Raw genomic sequence first — 20,676 nt, forward strand, 5'->3', positions numbered from 1 at the left:
AAGGTCTTCGGCGAAAGCATGGGCCATGCGCTGTCACATTGCCGCTCCTCATGCAGTCGTCGTCGGGCGCAGCAACCACCCGAGATTGGATAATAAATGCGTTGCCGCGCTGAAGCCGACTCCCTAATCTAGGAACCACAAAGCGATCCGAGCAGTCAGGAGAGACCGATGATGGGGCAGCCCAGCGGCATTTCGCAGCGCACGACGCTGTGTGGTGCCGGCGCACTCATCTGTCAGGCCTCCCTCGTTTCTTCCGCCGCCGAAGCCGGCAACGGCGTGAATGCGGCTGACTACCTGAACTTGTATCTGCATCGGTGGCGCAGCTAGCGGGAGCTAGCGATAAGCGCCGCCCACCCAGACCGGGATCGGGCGGTTTTTTCGTTTCAAGATCACCTTGCGGACACCGGTTACCGGCCGGTGCTTCCGCTCTGAACGCTGCCTCAGCGAAAACAGCGGCACCGTATTTTGAGAACTGCACAGTGGATGACACACAGCCTGGCACGCAATTTACGCAAAGCCGGGCAACCGGCCGCCGAAGTGGCGGCCGAAAGGCTGGTCGCGAAGCCGTGACCGGCAGCCAGTCTCAAAGCGCCGGCATGTCAACGGTCGCAACGCGGCGGCCGAACATGCGGTCGCAACGCGCGGCCGAACATGCGGTCGCTATCAGCGGCTGGATTGCTGGTCAGGCACCGTCGACCGGCATGGGCTTGTAGCGCAGTTGGTAGCGCACCGGTTCGGCAGACCGGGGGTCAGCGGTTCGAGTCCGCTCAGGTCCACGGCACCTTGATGCGGTTGTAGCTCAGCAGGTCAGAGCGCCACCTTGCCATGGTGGAGGCCGCCGGTTCGATTCCGGCCAGCCGCTCTGTTTCCCTTGACCCAGTTTCGCCCTTGTAGCCCAATGGCAGAGGCACGACGTTGAGGACGTCGCCAGTGCGCGTTCGAATCGCGCCGGGGGCACGCAGCACCACCTTTGGCCCGGGTAGCCCAATTGGCAGGAGGCGCGCCGTTCAGGTCGGCGACAGTGCGCGTTCGAATCGCGCTCCGGGTACGTACGTCATAAGGGCTCGTAGCTCATTCTGGTAGAGCGCCCGCCTTGCAAGCGGCAGGTGGCCGGTTCGAAACCGGCCGGGTCCACGCACCGTTGCCGCTTCGGCGAATCGTCGTAGCTCAGTTGGTCAGAGCGCCGCCCTGATAAGGCGGAGGTCGCTGGTTTAAGTCCAGCTGGCGATACAGCGGTCCAACGGGGTCCGCAATCCGGCGTCGCCCAATCGGCAGGGCAGCGCACTGTTCATGCGCACAGGTGAAGGTTCGAGTCCTTCCGCCGGAGCTCAGTCCCATGGCCTGCGGCATTCCGGCCGATTTGCTGGGAGCAGTGGGGCTCGGCCGACTTGGCTTCGCCGGTGAGGTCACACGCGCGTCGTGGACGGCGGCACGTCCAACGGTCCGTAAAACCGTCGCCTTAGGGCAGACCTGGGTCGGCACCAGGGACGCGCACCACTATTTCCGCTCTGTCGGACACGACCGTATGCCCGAGTGGTCAGGGGGCCGCCTGCAAAGCGGTACACGCCGGTTCGAATCCGGCTGCGGTCTCGAGCGGCAACCCGGGCATTTCGCTCGGGCAAGCCTCCTCCTGGGTCATCCGCTGCAGTTCCATGCGTATCGTGGCCGAAGCGCTCAGCCTGGCGTTGCTGCCGTACCCGATGAATTGGTCTTGAAGGTGGGGGTCTTACCTCGGCAACCGGAGGGCCAAGGCGGGTCGATAGGCTGGCGGCGCGATGGATACTCGAACCGGCCTCCCTGTTGTCGGCATGGTGGGTGGCGGCCAGCTGGCCCGGATGACCCACCAAGCCGCGATCGCCCTCGGTCAGTCGTTGCGGGTGCTTTCCGAAAAGCCCGACGACAGTGCCGCCCTCGTTGCTGCCGACGTGCAGACCGGAACGCATACCGATCTCGCGGCGCTGCGGGAGTTCGCGAAGGGGTGCGACGCGGTCACCTTCGACCATGAGCACGTGCCCACCGCGCACATCGCTGCACTGGCCGACGAGGGTGTGAAGATCTACCCCGGTGCTGATGCGATCGTGTTTGCGCAGGACAAGCAGCGGATGCGCGAGCGGCTGTCGGAAATGGGCGCACCGGTTCCGCTGTGGCGGCCGGTCGCCAGCGTGTCTGAAATATCAGACTTTGCCGCCGAAGTTGCCGCCGCCCGCGCGGGATCCGGCTGGCCGGTGGTCGCCAAGGCGGTCCGGGGCGGGTACGACGGACGCGGCGTTTGGATGCTCGAGAGCGCCGCGGCTGCAGAGGAACTCGTTGCCAGCGGGACGCCCTTGATCGTCGAAGAGCGGGTGACATTGCGGCGCGAGTTGGCCGCGCTGGTGGCGCGCTCACCGTTCGGACAGGTTGCCGCGTACCCGGTGGTCGAAACGGTGCAGAAGGACGGGATCTGCGTCGAGGTGCTGGCGCCAGCACCCGATTTGCCCGAGGAGCGCGCGGTTGAAGCGCAGCAGTTGGCGATTGACCTAGCCAGCGCGCTCGGTGTAGTCGGGCTGCTGGCCGTGGAGCTGTTCGAGACCGAAGCCGGCATCGTGGTCAACGAGCTCGCCATGCGGCCGCACAACTCCGGGCACTGGACCATTGAAGGTGCTCGGACGTCGCAATTCGAGCAGCACCTGCGGGCGGTGCTCGACTACCCGATGGGCGAGACGTCGCTGACGGCGCCGGCCGTGGTGATGGCGAATGTGCTCGGCGGGCAGCCCGGCGGCATGTCGATCGACGAGCGGCTGCACCATTTGTTCGCCGCTGATCCCGGTGCCCGGGTGCATTTGTACGGCAAGCAGGTCCGTCCGGGCCGCAAGATCGGGCACGTCACGGTGCTCGGAGACGACATGGCATCCGTACGCGCGAGGGCGGTGCGCGCCGCGCGCTGGCTCCAGGACGGCATTCAGGAAGGCGAGTAATGGCTCCGGTCGTTGGCGTGATCATGGGCAGCGACTCGGACTGGTCCACCATGGAGGCGGCGGCCCTTGCGCTCGCCGAGTTCGAGGTGCCGTTCGAGGTGGGCGTGGTGTCGGCGCACCGCACCGTACAGAAGATGGTCGAATACGCCACGTCGGCCGCCGACCGCGGGCTCAAGGTCATCATCACCGGCGCCGGTGGCGCTGCGCACCTGCCGGGCATGGTGGCTTCGATGACGCCGCTTCCGGTGATCGGTGTACCGGTGCCGCTGAAGTACCTCGACGGGATGGACTCGTTGCTGTCGATCGTGCAGATGCCGGCGGGGGTGCCGGTGGCCACGGTGTCGATCGGCGGTGCACGGAACGCGGGTTTGCTGGCCGTGCGCATGCTTGCGGCTTCGGATCCGGTGCTGCTCAAAAAAATGCAGGCATTCCAGGCCAGCTTGGAGCAGGCCGTTGCGGAGAAGGACGAGGCGCTGCGTCAGCGGCTCATGGCGTGACCCTGCCCGAGTTCTACGAGCAATTACTCTCTGCCTGGCACCGCAAAGACGCGCCCGGCTTCGCGAACCTCTTCGCGGCCGATGCGCTGATGGTCGACTTCGACGGTAGTCAGACCATCGGCGCAGATATACAGGCGCGCGTGGGGTTTCCCGACGAATCCCGCTATGTCGCTAAAGTCCGTGGTGTTCACGGGTCAGTGCTGCACGCCATTGTAGGCGTGGTGCCGGCGAGCCGGTTCGATGTTGATTCTGCGCTGAACGCTGTGCATACCGTGGTCGTCGCCGATAGCGGCATCATTCTGTTCCAAAGCACGCCGGCCAGGTACAAAGGACGACCGGATCTCGCCGCTACGCACAACGCCGAGCTGATGCCGGCGCTGCTGAGCGGCGAGACCTTCGCCTGACCGCTCGGCAGCTCCACCCGACGCGGAAGTCGACTCCCGCCGCGCAGGCCGGACGCCGCCATCAGAGGCGGACCGCCACGACCAAAGGCGGACGCCGCCGCCAAAGGCGCACGCCAGCAGCCAAGGCCCGAAGCACGCCAACTCAGCGCATCCGGACCAAGGCGCCTTTCAGTCGTTCCTGCGTCCGACGCCGATTCTCATTGGTCGCACCCAGGAAGAGCAGCACCATTCCCACCGGCACCAAAACCAGCCACGGCCCTACCAGGGTCGTCGCGAAGTGCAGCGTCGCGACGGCGGTAGCTACCGCGCCGATCACCACCGGAGCTTGCTGCTGCATCCGGGAGCCGATGATCAAAGTCGCCACCGCGCCGAGAAGAAGCAGCAGTTCACGCAGGTCACCCGCGTCTGTCGCAATCACCAGGCCGGTGGTCGGGACGAACGCCGCGAGCAAAGCCGGACCGTACGCCGCCCAGCTGCTCAAGTCGGGACGCTGACGGGCCTCGAGGATGCCCACCAGCAGCGCGAGCGCGGCGAACGGCAGGGTGTACGCCTCCGGGAGCGCAACATCCGCGAGCGCCACGAACAGCCAAATGCCGATGATTTCGAAGCCGACTGCCAGCCAGAACAGATTCCGGCGCTGGTTCGGGCTGCGGTCGGGGCGCGTCGCCGCGAGTCCGAGGACAGCGCCCCAGGCAGCCAGCAGCGCGGCGAGGTGCGGCGGGGAGTTGTAGGCGAGCGCACCGGCAATGAGCGCCGAGGCGTAACCGCTCCACTCGACTGTTGCCGCCTCCAACCGGTATTCCGGCAGGCCAAGGCGGGGGAGCGCAGCCTCGAGCACGAGCAGCGCAGCTCCGACACCGAGCACGCCGAAGGCTGCCCATTGCGGCGACAGGCCGGCGACCAGCGTCACCGTCAGCACGAAGAACTGACCCATGACGGCCGTAAAGATCCAGCCGAGGATCCGGGCGTGGCGGCTGCGTCCCGCGACCGCTCCGACTAGGCCGACACCGACTGCCGAACCGAGAGTGAAGAGCGTGAGCCGCTGCGTGGCAAGGCTGCCGGCCAGACCGGCGCCGCCGGCGAGCAGACCGATAATGAACACGATGTTGCGCGTGGTGCGCAGCATCGCGGCCCGCGTGGGGACCGGCGGAGGCGTCAGGGCCAGCCCCAGCATCGAGATGGTGAAGACGACCAGCGCCGCCGTGGTCGACGCTGGCCAAGGCGCGTCCAAAGCAATGGACGCGATCAAAATCGTCAGGGCCAAACCGGGCAAGATTACCGGTACGGCCTCAGTCGCCTTGCCGCCAAAGCCGAGCGCCGCCAGCGCCGCAGCCACCGTGAGCAGCACCGTTGCCAGCACGCTGGTGCCGTCCACACTGCCGGAAGCCGGGGCGGTCAGCGCTTCGATCGGGCCGTCCCACACCGCGCTTATCTGTCCCAGCGGGTCCACGAGGGCAGCCCGCAGCGCCGGTGAGATGGAGATGAGCGCGAGCAAGGTGGGGAACGCCGCAACCCAGACCGCGCCGGTGGCCGGGTCGACAAGCCAACGACTGTGCAGGCTCAACGGGCGGATTCGCCGGTTTCGCCCGTACCGTGTGGTGGCGAATTGATCCTGCTGCTCGGCCACCGTCGCAGCCACGGTCAAACCGGGCGCCGGTACTGAGCCGCGCAGCAGCTCCGCGATGACGCCGATCAACGCCGCGGCCGCCGCATACAGAGCTGTGGGGTAATCACTGGGAACCGAAGCGATGGCTGTGACCAGCGCGCCACCGACCAGCCCGGCGGTTGCCCACGGCAGGTACTGCGGCACCCGGCGGGCCACCGCCGCCATCAAAGCGAGCATGAGGCTGGACCCGGCGATCGCAGCGATCAGGACGACCTGGGCGGTTTGTCCCTGGTCCGCCTCGATCGCGGCGAGCATTCCGGGCGCGGCGAGCAGGGCGCCCATCGTGGCCGCGCCGCCAATCTTGGCGCGGTGCCTGGGCATACCCGTGTCGTCGAAGGCGAGTGCGACGCCGTCCTCGGCCTCGGCGCGCTCGATCCAGTTTCGGCGCTCCGCCGGTGTCAGACCGGTTCGGGCCAGCCAGGCGACCAGCGCGCCGATCAGCACGATCATGCCGAGGGCGAGAGCCGTGGACCAGGGCCGGACCAGGCCCGCGCCGGCGGCGTGCAAAAGGACCACGGCGGCTGCGGCGGCTCGCGCAAGGGCGTCGCGGGGATCGGTTGCCGCAACGGCGGCGATGCCGTAGGCCAGAGCGACAGCACAGCCGATCAGTAGCGGTGACCACCACGGCAACTCGAAGGCTGCCGGCGCGCCGATGGTGGCCAGCGCGGCAGCGGCGGCGCTGATGTCGTACTTCCACGGCCGCGGCAACGCGGTTGCCGCGGCAATGGCGATGATCAGCAGTGCGAACGGCGCTTGCCACGCCCCGGCCGGTACGTCGCCGGGAACGTTGCTGACGTCCGACGCCCAGATCGGGCCGGGCGCGGCAATGATGCGCAGGCCGAGCCCGGCTGCCTGCCAAGCAGCGATGAACCCGACCACCAGGCCGGCCAAGGCGATGCCGCGGACCGGGCCGCGTCGCCAATCGGCGGGCACCGCTCGTACTCCGAAGGCGACGATGAGCACCACGACGGCCCCCACCGCCAGCGGGGCATCCGGGAAGGCCAGAGCGGTGACTCGGGCCAGCGCGCCGCAGATTGCCACGGTGGCTGCGGCGGCCGCGATGTCCGGTCCGTCCAGCATCCGGTCGGCGCGGCGGCCGTTGTCCAGCGACTTGGCGAAGAACAGGAGGAGCGCGGCGGCCAGCAGCAGGGCGCCGACCCACACGTCCGGTGCGGTAGCGCCGGGGGCGAACAGCGCGGCAAAGGCGAGCGCGACCGCGCCCAGCCCGGCACCCGCAGTCATCGGCACGCTGACCTCGCGCCGGGCAACTTGGAACACCGCAGCGTAGGTGAGCGTGCCGGCCACCGCGAGGAACCCGAGAGCCAGCGCGGGCACCGTGACTGCTTCAGTGGGCGGTGGGCCACCACCCGGGTCGTTGACTGCGAGCAGGGCAGTGACTACGGCGCCCGGGATGGCCAGGGCAGCCGCGCCGGACGCCCAATCGCCGACGAGCCACGCGTACAGGCGTACCGGGATTTGCCTTGCCGCAACCGTGACCATCACGCCTGCGCCGGCCAGCGCGGTCAGTACTGCGGCAGTGAGCCAGGACGCGCTCAAGGCGGCGCCCGCGCCGAAGAGCCCGACCACCCCAGCGGCCGCGATGTGCGCGATGGCGACCCGCCTTGTCGGCGCGAGCAATCCGGCTCCGCCGATGCCGATTGACGCGATGACGAGTGGCCAGGGTGCTTCCGACCAGGGCAGCGCCAGCGACGACGGTACCGACAAAGCGGTCAGAGCGACGCCGATGACGGCGCCCTCACGCCGGTATTCGCTCGGCAACGCGAGGGCGGCAGCCACGGTCAGCAGGAGGGCGCTGAGTGCCAGCATCCACCCGGACCCGTCGGCGGCAGAGGAAATTTTATCCGCATATGCCGCTGTGTCCGCGTGCCATACCGGGCGGGCGGCTTGGACGGGCGCGAACGCCGCGCGCAGAGCGTCGAGGGCGACAAAAACCCCAATAACGGTGAGGGCGGCGGCGGACGCGTACTGCGGGCCGCGCCGCACCTCGTCCGGCAGCAGGCCGACGATCGCGCCGGTGAGCGCGACGGCGGCGGCTGCGGCGGCCAGGGTCCAGGCCGGAGTGGCCACGTTGGCAACCCGGGCGAAAACCACGATGATCGCCAGGGTGAGCACGGCGCCGGCGATGTTGCTCGCCGTGACATGGTCGACCATCCGGGCGGCAGCCGCGGCGGTGACCGCCGCGGCGATGAGGATCAGGCCGGACCGCAGCGCGTCGGGTACGGTGTCCGCGCCGATCAGGCCTGCTGTTCCGTAGAACAAGGCGCCTGCGGCGGCAATCAGCAGCAGTACGTACGTCATCTGCCGCAGCCAGCCGGCCGACGGCGGTGTCGCCGGTGGCGCGAGCGGAACCGAACCGGCTGCTGGCGCGCCCGCCGGGCGAGGACCAGGGAAAATACGGGTGGGCAGCCAGCGCCAGCGGCGACGACCGGCCAGCCCGTCGATGATCAGGTCCGGTTCTTCGGGCAAGGTCTCCGGCCGCACCGGCATATCGGATGATTCGTACGCGCCCGGGTCGGCGGGATCGGCACGCCGCTCAAAGTCGCGCTCGCCGATCGTGCGGGCGTCGGCCTCGGCCAGCGATTCCCGATCGCCGGCCACCGGGCGGCCGACCGGCCAGCGCGGAAGCAAGCGGCCCTGGCGGATGACAGTGGTGAGCAGCAGCAGGTCGATCACGGCCACGGCGGTCAGGGCGCCCGCCCAGCCTGCCGGGCTTTCGATGATGGGGTACGCGAGCAGCGGTGCCACCGGCTGCACGGCCACCACGGTGGCGTACCTGGGCACGGCGAGCCGCGTCGCGCCTGCGTACACGAAGCTGGCCGCTGCCGTGATGAGGAGCGTGAACCCGAGGAACACTGGGGCGGAACCGCCGAACGCGGGGCTGCCGTGCAAGGCGTACAGGCTCATCGGCAGCAGGACGAGGCCGACCGCTCCGAGCGTCTCCCCGGTCGAGGTCAGCCCACGGCGCGCGATGACCGGTGCCACTGTCAGGGAGATCGCGGTGAAGATGCCCAGGATCAGCGCCCGGCCGAAGGCGTTCGTGGCCGCACCGGCGAACACCACCGCGGCCACACCCAGCACCAAGGCGCTGAGACCGAGCAAAATGTTCTGTACCGACTGTGACGATGTCTCCGGCGCGTGCGGCGGCGGATGCTCGGGCGGTAGCGGCGCGACTCGGGGCCGGCGCGGTGGGGCCGGTGTCTCGGTGGGCGGCGGGTCGTCCACCAGGACGGTGACGCCATCGGTCGCCGCGCCTTCCGGACCGGGCCCGGTGTACGGCGTGCCGGGCGACGCCCAGGACGGCGGGCCCTCCGGCGGCGCGGTGGCCGTCGAAGCGGTCGCACTGCGGCGTCCTGCCCGACTTGTCCGGCGCTCAGCGCTCCGAGTGTCCGTTATGACCGCGCTTGCTGCACCGGCCGGGCCTGCGCTCGACCCCCCACCCGGACCCGCGTCCGGACCGGCCAGGCGTGCGCCTGAGTCCGCTTGATCAAGACCTGCACCTGCCTGCGCCGCCGCGCCTGGGCCCACTTGGCCCGCGCCGGAGGACACCTGGCCTGCGCCAGGACCTACCGGTCCCGGGCCTGCCTGGCCTGCGCCTGAGCCTGCTCGACTCGCGCCCAGGCTCGGACCTGGACCTGCTTGACCTGCGCTTGGGCCGGCGTGGCCCGCGCCGGGGCCGGCCGGTCCGGCGGCTGGCGCCCCGGTCTCCGGTGGCCGGCGGCGCACCCGCCGGGCCGATTTCGCCGCAGCGGCACGTTTGCGCTGCTGATTGGCGTGGGCCAGGATGTCCCGCTGGAACTGAGCGGCCTGGATCTTGCTGGCGATGTTCGTGCGTTCCTTCGCTGCCGCCATGTCCTGGATCTTCAGCTCCGCGATGGACGCGTCGATCCGGGCCAGTTCATCGTCGTAGCTATCGTCCGGCTTGTGCGCCTGAGCCACGGCACTCCCTTCGACCCCGCCTACCGGAGGACCATGCCCTTCCGACACCTCATTAGAACAGTCCCAACCCGGTCGAGATAATGGGAAACGGCCGTGAACCCGGCAGGTTTGCCGCCGCAGCCGTAAAACGGTCAGCCGTCAGAGTGCCGGCGCAGGACGCCCCATGCCGCGATATTCCCGGCCCGCCCGCGCCCACAAGGTCATGTCCAGGCAGCTCTTGCCGTCAATCACGCGTTTGCCGGCAAGGAGCGCTTCGAGGACCTGCGGGTCGGCGTTGCGGAATTCGGCCCACGCTGTGCCTTGCGGGTCGTAGACGTGCACGTCGGCGCCGGCTTTGACCGGGCTGGCGGCGGCTGCGAGCGCGGGCGCGTCGCGTACGTCATCGGAATTGGGCTTGAACGCTGCTCCCAGCACGGCGATGCGGTTGGCCCGGTCGCTCTTGGCGCCGACCACAATTCGGTTCGGCCGCAGGACGTCCTCGACCCGCGAAGCCCTCCTGCAGGAATTCCGGCGACCAGGCCACCTCGATGCCGAGGCCGGGGGTCGGCGTGCCGGGCCGCTGCCCAGGGTGGTGAGGCGCACCTCGGGGACATGCCGGCGTAGCGGTGCCCGGTTTGTCTGAGGTGTTCGCTGCTGTCGGAGTCGTCTCGGGGCGCTGCCAGATTTGCTTCCTGGCGGCGTCCCGGGCGAAGGATAGTGCGCGTACCCTACGCGTCGGTAACATGGCGTTGTTGCGGTGCGCAGAGAGGGCGAAGCATGTCTGATTTCGACGTGTATCAGTTGCCAGAGGACCACGAGACGATCCGCGAGGCGGTCCGCGAGGTCTGCGACGCCCGCGTGGCGCCGAACGCGGCCGAAGCCGACGAGAACAGCGAATTCCCGAAAGCCTCTTACGACGCCCTGCGTGCCTCGGACTTCCACGCCCCGCACATCCCTGCGGAGTACGGCGGCGCGGGCGCTGATGCGCTGGCCACCGCGATCGTCATCGAAGAGGTGGCACGGGCCTGCGCCAGTTCGTCGCTCATCCCGGCCGTGAACAAGCTGGGCACGATGCCGCTCATCCTTGCGGCCTCCGACGAGCTCAAGCGCAAGTACCTGACCCCTGTGGCGGCCGGCGAGGCGATGTTCTCGTACTGCCTCTCGGAGCCAGAAGCGGGCAGCGACGCAGCATCGATGACCACTCGCGCGGTTCGCGACGGTGATTTCTGGGTGCTCAACGGCGTCAAGCGCTGGATCACGAACGCCGGCATATCGGAGTACTACACCGTCTTCGCGGTAACCGACCCGACCGCGCGCTCTCGCGGCATTTCTGCTTTCGTCGTGGAAAAAGCGGATGAAGGCGTCAGCTTTGGAGCGCCGGAGAAGAAGCTGGGCATCAAGGGCAGCCCTACCCGCGAGGTCTACTTCGACAACGTCCGGATCCCCGCCGACCGAATGATCGGTGACGAGGGGACGGGCTTCGCCACGGCCATGCGCACCCTTGACCACACCCGCGTAACCATCGCGGCGCAGGCCATCGGCATCGCCCAGGGGGCCATCGACTTCGCCAAGGGCTACATCCAGGAGCGCAAGCAGTTCGGTAAGCCCATCGCCGATTTCCAGGGCATTCAGTTCATGCTTGCGGACATGGGCATGAAGCTCGAGGCGGCCCGGCAGCTGACCTATGTGGCGGCCGGCAAGAGCGAGCGCGGCGATGCGGATCTGACCTTCTTCGGCGCGGCAGCCAAGTGCTTCGCATCGGATGCCGCGATGGAGATCACCACGGACGCGGTGCAACTCCTGGGCGGCTACGGCTACACGCGCGACTACCCGGTCGAGCGCATGATGCGTGACGCGAAGATCACGCAGATCTACGAGGGTACGAACCAGGTGCAGCGCATCGTCATGGCCCGGCAGATGCTCAAGGGTTAGAGGCTCGCAGCGGCCCTCACGCCCCGCCAGGCGTGGGGGCCGTTCGCGTCCCGTCAGACGGAAGAACGTCCCTCCAGGCGGAGTGCGTCCCTCCAGGCGGAGGACGTCTCCCGCTGGGTGCCGCTTGGCTAACCCTCGTCAGGCAGGGAAAACAGCAGCATTTCTACGTGCGGAATCTCGTCCCGGCACACCTCGGTGAGGTTTTTGTACCAGGTCTGCAGCGACGAACGGGTGCTCAGCCGCATTGGCCGCTCCGGCCGCAGGTGAGGCGGAAGAGCCTGCTCAAGGACCTCCAACCGGTCCTGAGCCAGCGTCAGCGCGCTGAGCTGTTTAACCCGCGCCAGCTTCCGGTACTGCCGGTCGGGCTGGGTGAGCGCTTGGCAAGCCTCCTGACCGCGCTCGCCGGGCGGATCGGCGAGCAACTCCGTGACGACATTTTCGTACCAGCTGATGTCCGGCTCGACCTCGCGCGCGCGGGCAGCTGCGGCCTCGGCGAGCATGGTGAGGCAGGCCCGTAGTTGCCAGCGCTCCACCAACTCGCCGGAACGGTGCTCCCAGATGACAGCGGCCGCCAAGAAACCGAGCAGCGCCGGTGTGGCCGCCACGCCCGGACCCCCACAAATCGTGCACATGTCCGTGCCGGGCAGGTTCAAGCGCCACGCCGGCCAGGTGGGAGCTTGGTTCGGGGCCAGCGACAGGCTCTTCAACACCCGGCAATCCGGTGCATGGCTCCGGCTGCCCGACGTTTCGCCGTAACTGACTCGCAGCCATCCAGGACCCGAGAAATTCAGCGGTGGCAAGGGCGGGGTGTCGGGAAGGTCAAGAACATCCCCTCGTACGGCGAACTGCTCGGTGCACGCGGACGCGAACTCCGCGGTCGAGGTCCACAGGTCAGCCGGCAGACGATTCGCTAGATGGCCGCTGCCGGCTGTCCACTCGAGGGCAGCCTCAAAAGCTGACCGCAGCGGCCCCAGCACCTGACCGACCGATCCCTCGGAGGATGGCTCGGCGGAAGGGCCGACTGCGGCGAGAAGGTCTCGTGCCAGGCCCACCGGGAGGCCCTTGAGAAGGACCATCGCGATTTCGCGGCGACGATCCGGTCCGGCGCCGGACGGGAACGCCGGGATCGGCCAGTCCCGCAGGTCGGCCGGCTCGCCGACCGGCCAGGAGCGGTACCCGCGGTCATAGGCGTCCGGTACTTGCCGGGCAGGGTCAGCACGATGTTCGTCGGCTGGGCTAACGTGTCCGACATCCCGTTCGTCAAGCATGGACAATCTCCGCGACCTGGGCTGCGCCCATGATTCCATGGCCGCCGCCGCTGCTCAGAGGCGGCGGGTGGGCTCGTCGCCGGAGTCGGGGACCGTCAAGGGGCCGGTGTCCTCGGCGGCTTCGTCGGCGGGACTCTCAAGACCCGCGACGGTCGTCCGATTTGTCGGCCGCGACGCATCAGCTGGGAGGGCTTTACGTGACCCCTCGGCCGCGAGCGGTTCACCCTCCCCGTCCGTAACGCCGGTCGTGAGCGGTGGGCGGGCCTCCGGCATCTCCTCGGTCGCAAGTTGCTGGTGCGACTCCCGTGCATCCTCGGTTGCGGCTTCCGTCTGCTCCGGCCGTACCGTGGCCGCCTTGCCTGATTCTGGCGACTCGTCGCTCGCAAGAGGCTTGCGCGACTCTGGCGACTCGGGCCTTGTAGGAGGCTTGCGCGACTCTGGCGACTCGGGCCTTGTAGGAGGCTTGCGCGACTCTGGCGACTCGGGCCTTGTAGGAGGCTTGCGCGGCTCCGGCGACTTGCCAATCGCAGGCGTCTGCGCCGGCGCCGGCGGCTTACCCGCTATGGGCATGCCCAGCAGCGTGGTCTCTTCCTCCTGATCAGCGAGGGGTGACCCGCCGGCCGGTTTGATGGGCGCGAGCACGGTCGTGACATCGCCTGGATCATCGCCCGTTGTTCCGGACACCGCGGCGGGCTCAGCGTGCCTCGTTCCGGCGGCCCGTTTTGCCGGTGCCTGCTCTGTCTTGAGGGGAATGATGCGGGTGGTCTGTTCCCGGTCCGGAACTCTCTGGGTGGGAATCGCCACGACCGTCGTAGTCCGTTCCTCATCCGGAACCGTCGGCGCGAACGCGCCGACTTGCAGCGCCTGTGTGCGATCCGCGTCGATCGCCGGCCGTGTAATCGCCACCGTCGCTTCCCCAGGTGACGGCCGCGCCGGTCCCGATGAAGGTCGAGTGTCCCCAGTAGCCAGCACCTCCGCTGCCTCGGAATCCGATTCTGCAGCGCTGCCCTTAACTGCTCCCGTTTCGCTAGCCGACTCTGCGAACAATGCGGACAACAGCGTCGTCTGCTCGTCAAGTGAGCTCTCCGCGTGGGGGTCCGCCGCGAAGTCGGAGTCGGCTGCGAACACCGTGGTGCTTTCGGCGGCGATCGGCGTGCCGTAAGCCCGCGCCTGTCCACGCGCCTTGCCGAGGGTGCCCAGAAAGATGACATGCGGCGGTTCGTATGCGGCCCAACGGCGGGCGCTCAACGCAGTACAGATCAGGGGTACGGCAAGAAGCAGCGTCAAGCCGTAGCCCGGTGTACTCAGGTCAAAGCCACCCTTGGTGATCCCGGCCGGCCACAGATCGGCGTACGCGTCCCGGGCAAATCGGGCGAAGATCCCGATACCCAGCAGGAGTACGCCGGCGAGGAGCGGTCCGGCGGGGGAGATCGGCGCGAAAAGCAGGATCGCGTAGGCGGCCCCGGCCAGCAGCAGGAGCAGCGGGCCGCCGATTGTTTCCGGGCCGCTGCCATTGTCCAGGGCGCGGCCGGTCAAGTCCCGGTCGAAGCCCGCGCCGCACAGGATCCAGGTGGCCGGTGCCAGCACAAGTGCATACAGGATCGATCGGAGATGCCTCACCACCGGACCGTACCCAAGCTCGGCAAACGTACCGAATAGCCTTTCGGACATGAGTGACAAGCCGCAGGGGCGACCCACCGCGCACTCGCGGGTGACGCTGAGCCGGATCATGACCGCGACCGACGTCAACCTCTACGGCACGGTGCACGGTGGGGTGTTGATGAAGTTCGTCGACGACGTTGCCGGAGCGGCGGCTGCGCGGCACAGCGGTGGCACGGCAGTGACTGCGGCAATTGACGAAATCCTCTTCGTTGAACCGGTGCGTGTCGGTGATCTCGTGCACGCGTCCGCCCAGGTCAACTGGACTGGTCACACCTCGATGGAAGTGGGCGTGCGGGTGACGGCGGAGCGCTGGGACACCGCTGGAGGCGAGCCGCTGACCGTCGCCACCGCCTACCTGGTGTTTGTCGGCGTCGACGTGTCCGGGCAACCGCGAGTGGTTCCGCCTGTGTTGCCGGAAGGCGCTGACAACCAGCGCCGCTTCCGGGAGGCTTTGATTCGGCGCGAACATCGGCTGGCCCGCCGCAAAGCCATTCAGGATGCGCGAGCCACGCCTGCTGAATGAGCGTTAAGGTGTCGGCATGACGACGGGCACCGTGTTGTGGACGCCACCGGCCGACGTTCTCACCACCTCACGCATAGGACATTTCCTGACATGGGTACGTGAGGAGCGCGGCGTTGAGGTGCACGACTACCCGTCGCTGTGGGACTGGTCCGTGACTGATCTCGCCGGATTCTGGGCCGCGATCTGGGACTACTTCGACGTAGTCGCGCACTCGCAGCCGACCGAGACGCTCGCTGATGCCACGATGCCCGGGGCGCGGTGGTTTCCCGGGGCGACCCTGAGTTACGCCGAGAACGTGTTGCGCATGCCGGGCATGGGCGACAACGACGTGGTCGTCTACTCGTACTCCCAGACTCGGGAACCCGTTGTGCTCACGGCCCGGCAGTTGCGCGATCAGGTCCGGAGGGTCGCCGCCGGGCTGCGCGCCAGCGGAGTCGGCCAAGGCGATCGAGTAGCGGCATATGCCCCCAACATCCCCGAAACGTTTGTGCTGTTGCTGGCGACCGCGAGCTTAGGAGCGGTCTTCTCGTCCTGTGCGCCGGAGTTCGGCTCCCGCAGCGTCATCGATCGCTGGTCGCAAATCGAGCCCAAGGTGCTTGTTGCCGTCGATGGCTACCGCTACGGCGACAAAGAGGTGGATCGCCGGGCTGAAGTGGCTGCCATTCATGCCGCCCTGCCCAGCGTCGAGCGTTTGATCACCATCCCGTACCTCTATGAATCCGGCGATTGGGACTTGCTCGACGGTGATGATCCGTTGACCTTTGAGGCGGTGCCCTTCGATCACCCGCTCTACGTCTTGTACTCCTCGGGCACCACCGGCCTGCCCAAACCCATCATTCACGGCCACGGCGGCATCCTGCTCGAACACCTGAAGATGCTGGCGCTGCACCACGACATCGGCTCAGGCGACCGGTTCCTGTGGTTCACCACCACCGGATGGATGATGTGGAACTTCCTGGTCTCGGGGCCGGCGGTAGGCGCGGCCATCGTGCTCTTCGACGGCAACCCCGGCTACCCCGACCTGGGCGCGCTGTGGCGACTTGCCGCCGACGCCGGAGTCACTTATTTCGGTACGTCCGCACCGTTCATCCTCGCGTGCCGCAAAGCCGGCGTGCAGCCCCCAGCGACCGTCATCCGCGGCGTCGGGTCGACCGGCGCACCCCTGCCGCCGGAAGGTTTCCGCTGGATCTATGAGGTGCTGGGCGACAAGCCGCAGCTGCAGTCGTTGTCCGGGGGAACCGACGTGTGCACCGGTTTCGTCGGCGGCGCGCCCTTGCTTCCCGTGATCGAAGGGGTTATCTCCTGCCGTGCTTTAGGCGCTCGAGTCGAGGCCTTCGATCCGGACGGTAAGCCGCTGATCGGCAGCCTCGGCGAGCTGGTCGTGACCGCGCCGATGCCCAGCATGCCGGTCGGATTCTGGAACGACCCCGACGGCCGGCGCTACTTCGAGGCGTACTTCGACGTCTTCCCCGGGATATGGCGTCACGGCGACTGGATCACCATCGGTGAGGACGGAACCTGCGTGATCACCGGCCGATCGGACGCCACCCTCAACCGCGGAGGTGTGAGGCTCGGCACATCGGAGTTCTACTCGGTCATCGAGAGGCTGCCCGAGGTCATGGATTCGCTGGTCGTGCACCTGGACGAACAAGATCGACTGCTGTTGTTCGTGGTGCTCGGCGAGGGTCATGAACTTGATAGCAAACTGCGCGGCCGGATCGCGTCAGAACTCCGTGCCGCGCTGTCGCCCAGGCACGTCCCGGACGAGGTCCACCAGGTACGAGCCGTGCCGCGCACGCTCTCCGGTAAGAAGCTCGAAGTACCGGTCAAGCGCATCCTAACCGGTACGCCCGCAGCGCAAGCCGCCGCGACGGGTGCCCTGGCTGATCCGGAATCCCTCACCGCTTTTGAAAGTGTCGTACCTCCGGCCTAATCTCCCGGCATGAATTTCGTACAGGCGTATCAAAATCTCATCCCGCTGGTCAGCCGTGGCTCCGTCGCGCTGACCGTTGCAGGCGTCTCGGCGCTCGACAACGACGGCCGTCGCGGCCTTGCAGCCGAGCTGCCCTCGATGGCCCGGCACCGCCGCGGCGGCTGGTGGGGCAAGACTGCCGTCACTCTCTGCGTCGCGGCCGTGGGATGCCTGCCCGACGCCGTGCATGCCGCTCAGGTCCTCGGCCGCCGGTCGGTGACGTTGGACGCCGACGCGCTCAAGCCGGTTCTGACCGTGGCGCGTGCGCACCGCGTCACCTGGCTGGCGGAGCTCGCTCACCGGCTCGACAGCTGGCGCAAGGGGCCGAGCCGCCCGGCCCACTGGAGATTCCTCGCGGGCCTGGTTCGCGCGGAGGGTGCCCCTCCGCCCACGAGTGACCGCTTCGTGGCCGGATGGCTCGACGACCTCTCGCGTCCACAACCGGAACCGGCCGAACCGCGTCCGGAACCACCACGAAGCCCCAAGCTGGAAGCGCTGGTCGACCGTCTGCGCGACGACCCGTTCCTGCCGGTGCTCCTGCCGCGTCTGTTCGAAGTGGACGCGCTCGGTAGCCGCATGCTCTTTCGTGACCCTGGCCTCGCGCAGGGCCACGCCTTTCCGGCAGCCATCGCTCAACTCTGCGACGAGAAGGTCATCGACCGCTATGACGTGTTGAACGCCACTCTCGGACGCTTGGAGCGCGGTGATCGGCCCGGAGCGCTGAGGTCCTTCCTCGTGCTGCACGACGCTCTGGCGCCCACCCCCGAGGAGATCGCCATGCGCAGCGCCACCTACCTGCGCCTGCTCACCGAAGCCCCACCAGCGGTGGCGACCATGGCTCAGAAGGCTCTGCGCCGCGCCGACGTCCTGGACGTCGAAACGCTGCTGGAGGCATCGCGGTCGGTACTGAGGCGTCCGGAGAAGGCTTTGGTGCGGTCACAACTCACCTGGCTGAGCAGGCTGACCGTGCCGTGGGACGAACGCATCGCCGGCGTGGTCGCAGTTGCGGCGTGCCACCCGGCACCCGACGTGAGGCAGCGGGCGATGACGTTGCTCGGAAAGATCAGCGCTGTTCCCGTTGCGGCATGACCGGGTCAGGGCAGCCGTGGCGCCGGTTCAGCTTTCCTTAGCAGTCCACCGGTCTCAGCCAGCGTGCCTGCCTCGCCCGCTTCGACCTCCCGCTCATCGGCCGCAAGCCCGTCCACGTCCCCATCGGCGTCATCGTCCGCTGCTCCCGCACCCGTCAGCAGCGGACGAACCGGCGAAGGGCGCGTCGACGAGCGAGGCCAGGAGCGGGAACACGGCAATGATCAGGACGATGCCGAGCGGAGCTTTGTGGGACGTAGCAGGGATTCTCGTGGCGCAGAACGTGCCGACTGTGAAGGTGCTGAACCGGACCAACAGCAGGTTCCCCGACAGCAAGGTGTACTGGCCATTCAACGGGCAGACGCATTCGATCGCCGAGCAGCCCTATCTGGACATGCCCGCGAACTTGTCCGGCCGGATGTCCTTTCACCTGGGCTCAGCCGACGCCGCGCTCAGCGACTTCATCGAGTTCACGGTCGGCGCGGACCAGTTCAACGGCAATACCACGCGCGTCGACGCCTTCGTGCCCAAACTGGCTATGCGGCTGCGCTCCGGTGCCGGCTCGAATCTGACAGGGGGTTCCACCTGACAGGTCACGGTTCTCGTGAGGCGGCTCCCGTGAGGCGGCTCTGGCTGTCCCACCTGAGAGGTGACGGTTTCCAGGAAGCGGCTCCCGGGGGCGGCTCCGAGGGGACGACTTCTCAGTGACGGTGACTGCGTTGCGACTGCCTACCGCAGAACGAGGGTGACGTTTTCCGAGGAGACGCGTCTGTCGATTGCCGACTCGTCGAGGTTGGCGCAGAGGACGACGCTTGCCCCGGCGAACAGGGGTGCCAGCAGCCAGTCGCGGGGGTCGGGGTACGTGGCGGCGTTGATCAGGACGCGCGACCCGGCTGTGATGCCCAACTCCTGGGCGCGGGCTGTGGCCGTACCGGAAATGGCTTCGTGGGTTATGTCGTCGAGTGCGGCGGACGCGGGGGTGACCGGTTGGATCGGGGTGAAGTGGTCGCCGTAGGCGCGGACCTCGATCGTGTAGTCGGCGTAACCCGCGGGCAGCTCTCGCAGCGGCATGGCCAGCGGCAGCAGTCCGGTAGCGTAGCGCTCGCCGGAGGGCCAAGCTGCAGCCGTGTCGACGTCACCCGGCCAGGTGAAAAGCATGTCCACCGGTCGTGGGAAAGCAGTGCGGGCTGCGGTGAGCCCAGCGGCCCAGGTGCCCAGCAGGATGGCTGCGGTCTGCCAGTGCGGCGGCAGCAGCACGGCAACCGAGTCGCCGTGGTCCAGACCGGCTCCGTCCGTCAGCAGGTTCGCCGTTTTCGACACCCAGTTGTCCATTGTTGCGCCGGAAAGTTCGGTGCGGTCGCCTGAGGCGTCGTCATACCAGGTCAACAGCGGCGTAGTGGGGTCGCGGCGGACCGCTGTGCGCAGCGCGGCCGGGATGGTGTCATTCATCAGACACGACGATAGCTGGGTGACGGAGCGTGGATACGGGCGGCGCGCAGGGGAAGGACGGGTAACGGCACGATGTCGGGAAGCGTCGCGGGCGGCGCGGGATGCATCGAGCGGCGTACCCTTGGCCGTGGTCTGGCCCACAGCTATGAGGAGTTGCAAGTGACCACCGGTCGTCCGCCCCGAGTCCTCGTCGACGCTACGAGCGTCCCTGCCGACCGCGGTGGTGTGGGCCGATACGTCGACGGCCTGCTCGGCGCGCTCGGTGCTGTCGATCCCGAACGCCTTGATCTGGCTGTGGTGGCACAGCGCTCGGATGCGGAGCGTTACTCGCGAATGCTCACCAACGCCGAGGTGATCGCTGGGCCGTCCGCGGTGGCGCACCGGCCGGCGCGGCTGGCCTGGGAGCAGACCGGGTTGCCGTTGCTCGCCCAGCAGATGGGCGCGAGGGTCCTGCACTCGCCGTTCTACACATGCCCCTTGCGGGCGGGATGCCCGGTCACGGTGACCGTGCACGACGCGACCTTCTTCACCGAGCCGGAGCACTACGACAACACCAAGCGCACGTTCTTCCGCAGCGCCATCAAGACGTCGCTGCGTCGTGCCGCCCGGGTCATCGTGCCCAGCAAGGCCACCCGTGACGAGTTGATCCGGTTGCTTGACGCCGACCCGACGCACATCGACGTGGCCTACCACGGCGTCGACCAGACCGCGTTCCACGCGCCCAGCGACGAGGAGAAGGCGCGGGTGCGGGCCCGGCTCGGCCTCGGTGACTCCGGTTACGTCGCGTTCCTCGGCGCCAAGGAGCCGCGCAAGAACGTGCCCAATCTGATCCGCGGCTGGGCCCGCGCGGTGGCCGACTGGCCGCGGCCGCCGGCCCTGGTCATTGCTGGTGGGCAGGGCCACGACGACGAGATCGACCGGGCGGTGGCCGAGGTGCCGTCGCACCTGCGGCTGCTGCGTCCTGGCTATTTGCGGTACGCGGACCTGCCCGGCTTCCTCGGCGGCGCGCTGGTCGCCTGCTATCCCTCGTTCGGTGAGGGTTTCGGTCTGCCCATCCTCGAGGCGATGGCGTGCGCCACCCCGGTGCTGACCACGCCGCGGCTATCGCTTCCCGAAGTCGGCGGCGACGCTGTTGCTTACACGACCGAGGACCCCGACCGCATCGCCGAGGACCTCGCTGACCTGCTGCATGACGAGGCTCGCCGGCTCACTCTCGCGAAGGCCGGTTTTGACCGCGCCAAGGAGTTCACGTGGGCGTCCAGCGCTGAGGTTCACGTCGCGACGTGGAACCGCGTAGCTTCGTCATAGTTCGCTACACTCCGTCCGC

At 68.1% G+C, this 20,676-nt stretch carries 14 protein-coding genes, 8 tRNA genes and 1 pseudogene; 18 read left to right on the top strand and 5 right to left on the bottom strand.

Features of this window, described 5'->3' with window-relative positions:
- The first annotated feature begins 168 nt into the window (after positions 1–168).
- From TFC3_RS37785 to TFC3_RS05235, 12 genes are all read left to right on the top strand, one after another.
- Complete coding sequence (locus tag TFC3_RS37785) at positions 169–327, top strand: hypothetical protein (RefSeq protein WP_161952536.1); 159 nt, start codon at positions 169–171, stop codon at positions 325–327.
- A gap of 376 nt (positions 328–703) precedes the next feature.
- Positions 704–776, top strand: a tRNA-Ala gene (locus TFC3_RS05185).
- Positions 777–788: 12 nt separating this feature from the next.
- Positions 789–862: transfer RNA gene (locus TFC3_RS05190), tRNA-Gly, on the top strand.
- Positions 863–884: 22 nt separating this feature from the next.
- A tRNA-Leu gene (locus TFC3_RS05195) sits at positions 885–957 on the top strand.
- Between the two features lie 16 nt (positions 958–973).
- Positions 974–1,048: transfer RNA gene (locus TFC3_RS05200), tRNA-Leu, on the top strand.
- Positions 1,049–1,060: 12 nt separating this feature from the next.
- A tRNA-Ala gene (locus TFC3_RS05205) sits at positions 1,061–1,134 on the top strand.
- A gap of 22 nt (positions 1,135–1,156) precedes the next feature.
- Positions 1,157–1,230, top strand: a tRNA-Ile gene (locus tag TFC3_RS05210).
- A 23-nt stretch (positions 1,231–1,253) separates the two neighbouring features.
- Positions 1,254–1,327: transfer RNA gene (locus TFC3_RS05215), tRNA-Asn, on the top strand.
- Positions 1,328–1,519: 192 nt separating this feature from the next.
- Positions 1,520–1,590 (top strand) — tRNA-Cys (locus tag TFC3_RS05220).
- A 185-nt stretch (positions 1,591–1,775) separates the two neighbouring features.
- Positions 1,776–2,954, top strand: coding sequence for a 5-(carboxyamino)imidazole ribonucleotide synthase (locus tag TFC3_RS05225; protein ID WP_067496319.1), 1,179 nt, complete (start codon positions 1,776–1,778; stop codon positions 2,952–2,954).
- Complete coding sequence (purE, locus tag TFC3_RS05230; protein ID WP_067496322.1) at positions 2,954–3,451, top strand: 5-(carboxyamino)imidazole ribonucleotide mutase; 498 nt, start codon at positions 2,954–2,956, stop codon at positions 3,449–3,451. The genes TFC3_RS05225 and purE overlap by 1 nt, the downstream gene beginning before the upstream one ends.
- Positions 3,448–3,855: a hypothetical protein gene (locus TFC3_RS05235; protein ID WP_067496325.1), complete on the top strand. Its 408-nt coding sequence runs from the start codon at positions 3,448–3,450 to the stop codon at positions 3,853–3,855. Before purE ends, TFC3_RS05235 begins: the two co-directional genes overlap by 4 nt.
- 142 nt (positions 3,856–3,997) lie before the next feature.
- Here the strand turns inward: TFC3_RS05235 and TFC3_RS05240 are convergent, their stop codons facing one another.
- Together TFC3_RS05240 and TFC3_RS05245 are read right to left on the bottom strand one after the other, a co-directional pair.
- On the bottom strand, positions 3,998–9,526 hold the full coding sequence (locus tag TFC3_RS05240; RefSeq protein ID WP_369819573.1) for an SCO7613 C-terminal domain-containing membrane protein: 5,529 nt from the start codon (positions 9,524–9,526) through the stop codon (positions 3,998–4,000).
- Positions 9,527–9,616: 90 nt separating this feature from the next.
- Positions 9,617–9,901: pseudogene (locus TFC3_RS05245) on the bottom strand (UDP binding domain-containing protein); the annotation flags it as partial.
- A gap of 333 nt (positions 9,902–10,234) precedes the next feature.
- Between TFC3_RS05245 and TFC3_RS05250 the strand changes: the two are divergent.
- Positions 10,235–11,389, top strand: coding sequence for an acyl-CoA dehydrogenase family protein (locus TFC3_RS05250; protein ID WP_067496331.1), 1,155 nt, complete (start codon positions 10,235–10,237; stop codon positions 11,387–11,389).
- 128 nt (positions 11,390–11,517) lie between these two features.
- On the opposite strand, the gene TFC3_RS36755 is transcribed toward TFC3_RS05250, so the two are convergent.
- Together TFC3_RS36755 and TFC3_RS05260 are read right to left on the bottom strand one after the other, a co-directional pair.
- Positions 11,518–12,099 (bottom strand): hypothetical protein, encoded by a 582-nt coding sequence (locus TFC3_RS36755; protein WP_153040101.1) that lies wholly within the window; start codon positions 12,097–12,099, stop codon positions 11,518–11,520.
- Positions 12,100–12,711: 612 nt separating this feature from the next.
- Complete coding sequence (locus TFC3_RS05260) at positions 12,712–14,388, bottom strand: hypothetical protein (RefSeq protein WP_173745275.1); 1,677 nt, start codon at positions 14,386–14,388, stop codon at positions 12,712–12,714.
- Between TFC3_RS05260 and TFC3_RS05265 the strand changes: the two genes are divergently transcribed.
- From TFC3_RS05265 to TFC3_RS05280, 4 genes are all read left to right on the top strand, one after another.
- Positions 14,327–14,842, top strand: a complete 516-nt coding sequence (locus tag TFC3_RS05265; protein ID WP_067496340.1) for an acyl-CoA thioesterase — start codon at positions 14,327–14,329, stop codon at positions 14,840–14,842. The two genes, TFC3_RS05260 and TFC3_RS05265, sit on opposite strands and share 62 nt — an antisense overlap.
- 16 nt (positions 14,843–14,858) lie before the next feature.
- A complete protein-coding gene (locus TFC3_RS05270; protein ID WP_067496343.1) occupies positions 14,859–16,775 on the top strand; it encodes an acetoacetate--CoA ligase in 1,917 nt (638 codons plus the stop codon).
- A gap of 9 nt (positions 16,776–16,784) precedes the next feature.
- The gene (locus TFC3_RS05275; protein ID WP_067496346.1) at positions 16,785–17,903 is read left to right on the top strand and encodes a hypothetical protein; all 1,119 of its coding nucleotides are present in this window, start codon (positions 16,785–16,787) and stop codon (positions 17,901–17,903) included.
- Between the two features lie 268 nt (positions 17,904–18,171).
- Positions 18,172–18,489, top strand: coding sequence for a hypothetical protein (locus tag TFC3_RS05280; RefSeq protein WP_067496349.1), 318 nt, complete (start codon positions 18,172–18,174; stop codon positions 18,487–18,489).
- 140 nt (positions 18,490–18,629) lie between these two features.
- Here TFC3_RS05280 and TFC3_RS05285 read toward each other — a convergent pair whose 3' ends face one another.
- Positions 18,630–19,349, bottom strand: a complete 720-nt coding sequence (locus tag TFC3_RS05285; RefSeq protein ID WP_067496351.1) for a TIGR03089 family protein — start codon at positions 19,347–19,349, stop codon at positions 18,630–18,632.
- Positions 19,350–19,508: 159 nt separating this feature from the next.
- Here TFC3_RS05285 and TFC3_RS05290 point away from each other — a divergent pair, with 159 nt between their 5' ends.
- Positions 19,509–20,657 (top strand): glycosyltransferase family 1 protein, encoded by a 1,149-nt coding sequence (locus TFC3_RS05290; protein ID WP_067496354.1) that lies wholly within the window; start codon positions 19,509–19,511, stop codon positions 20,655–20,657.
- Positions 20,658–20,676: the final 19 nt, after the last annotated feature.

Source organism: Actinoplanes sp. TFC3, assembly GCF_001553785.1.
Taxonomy (GTDB): Bacteria; Actinomycetota; Actinomycetes; order Mycobacteriales; family Micromonosporaceae; genus Actinoplanes.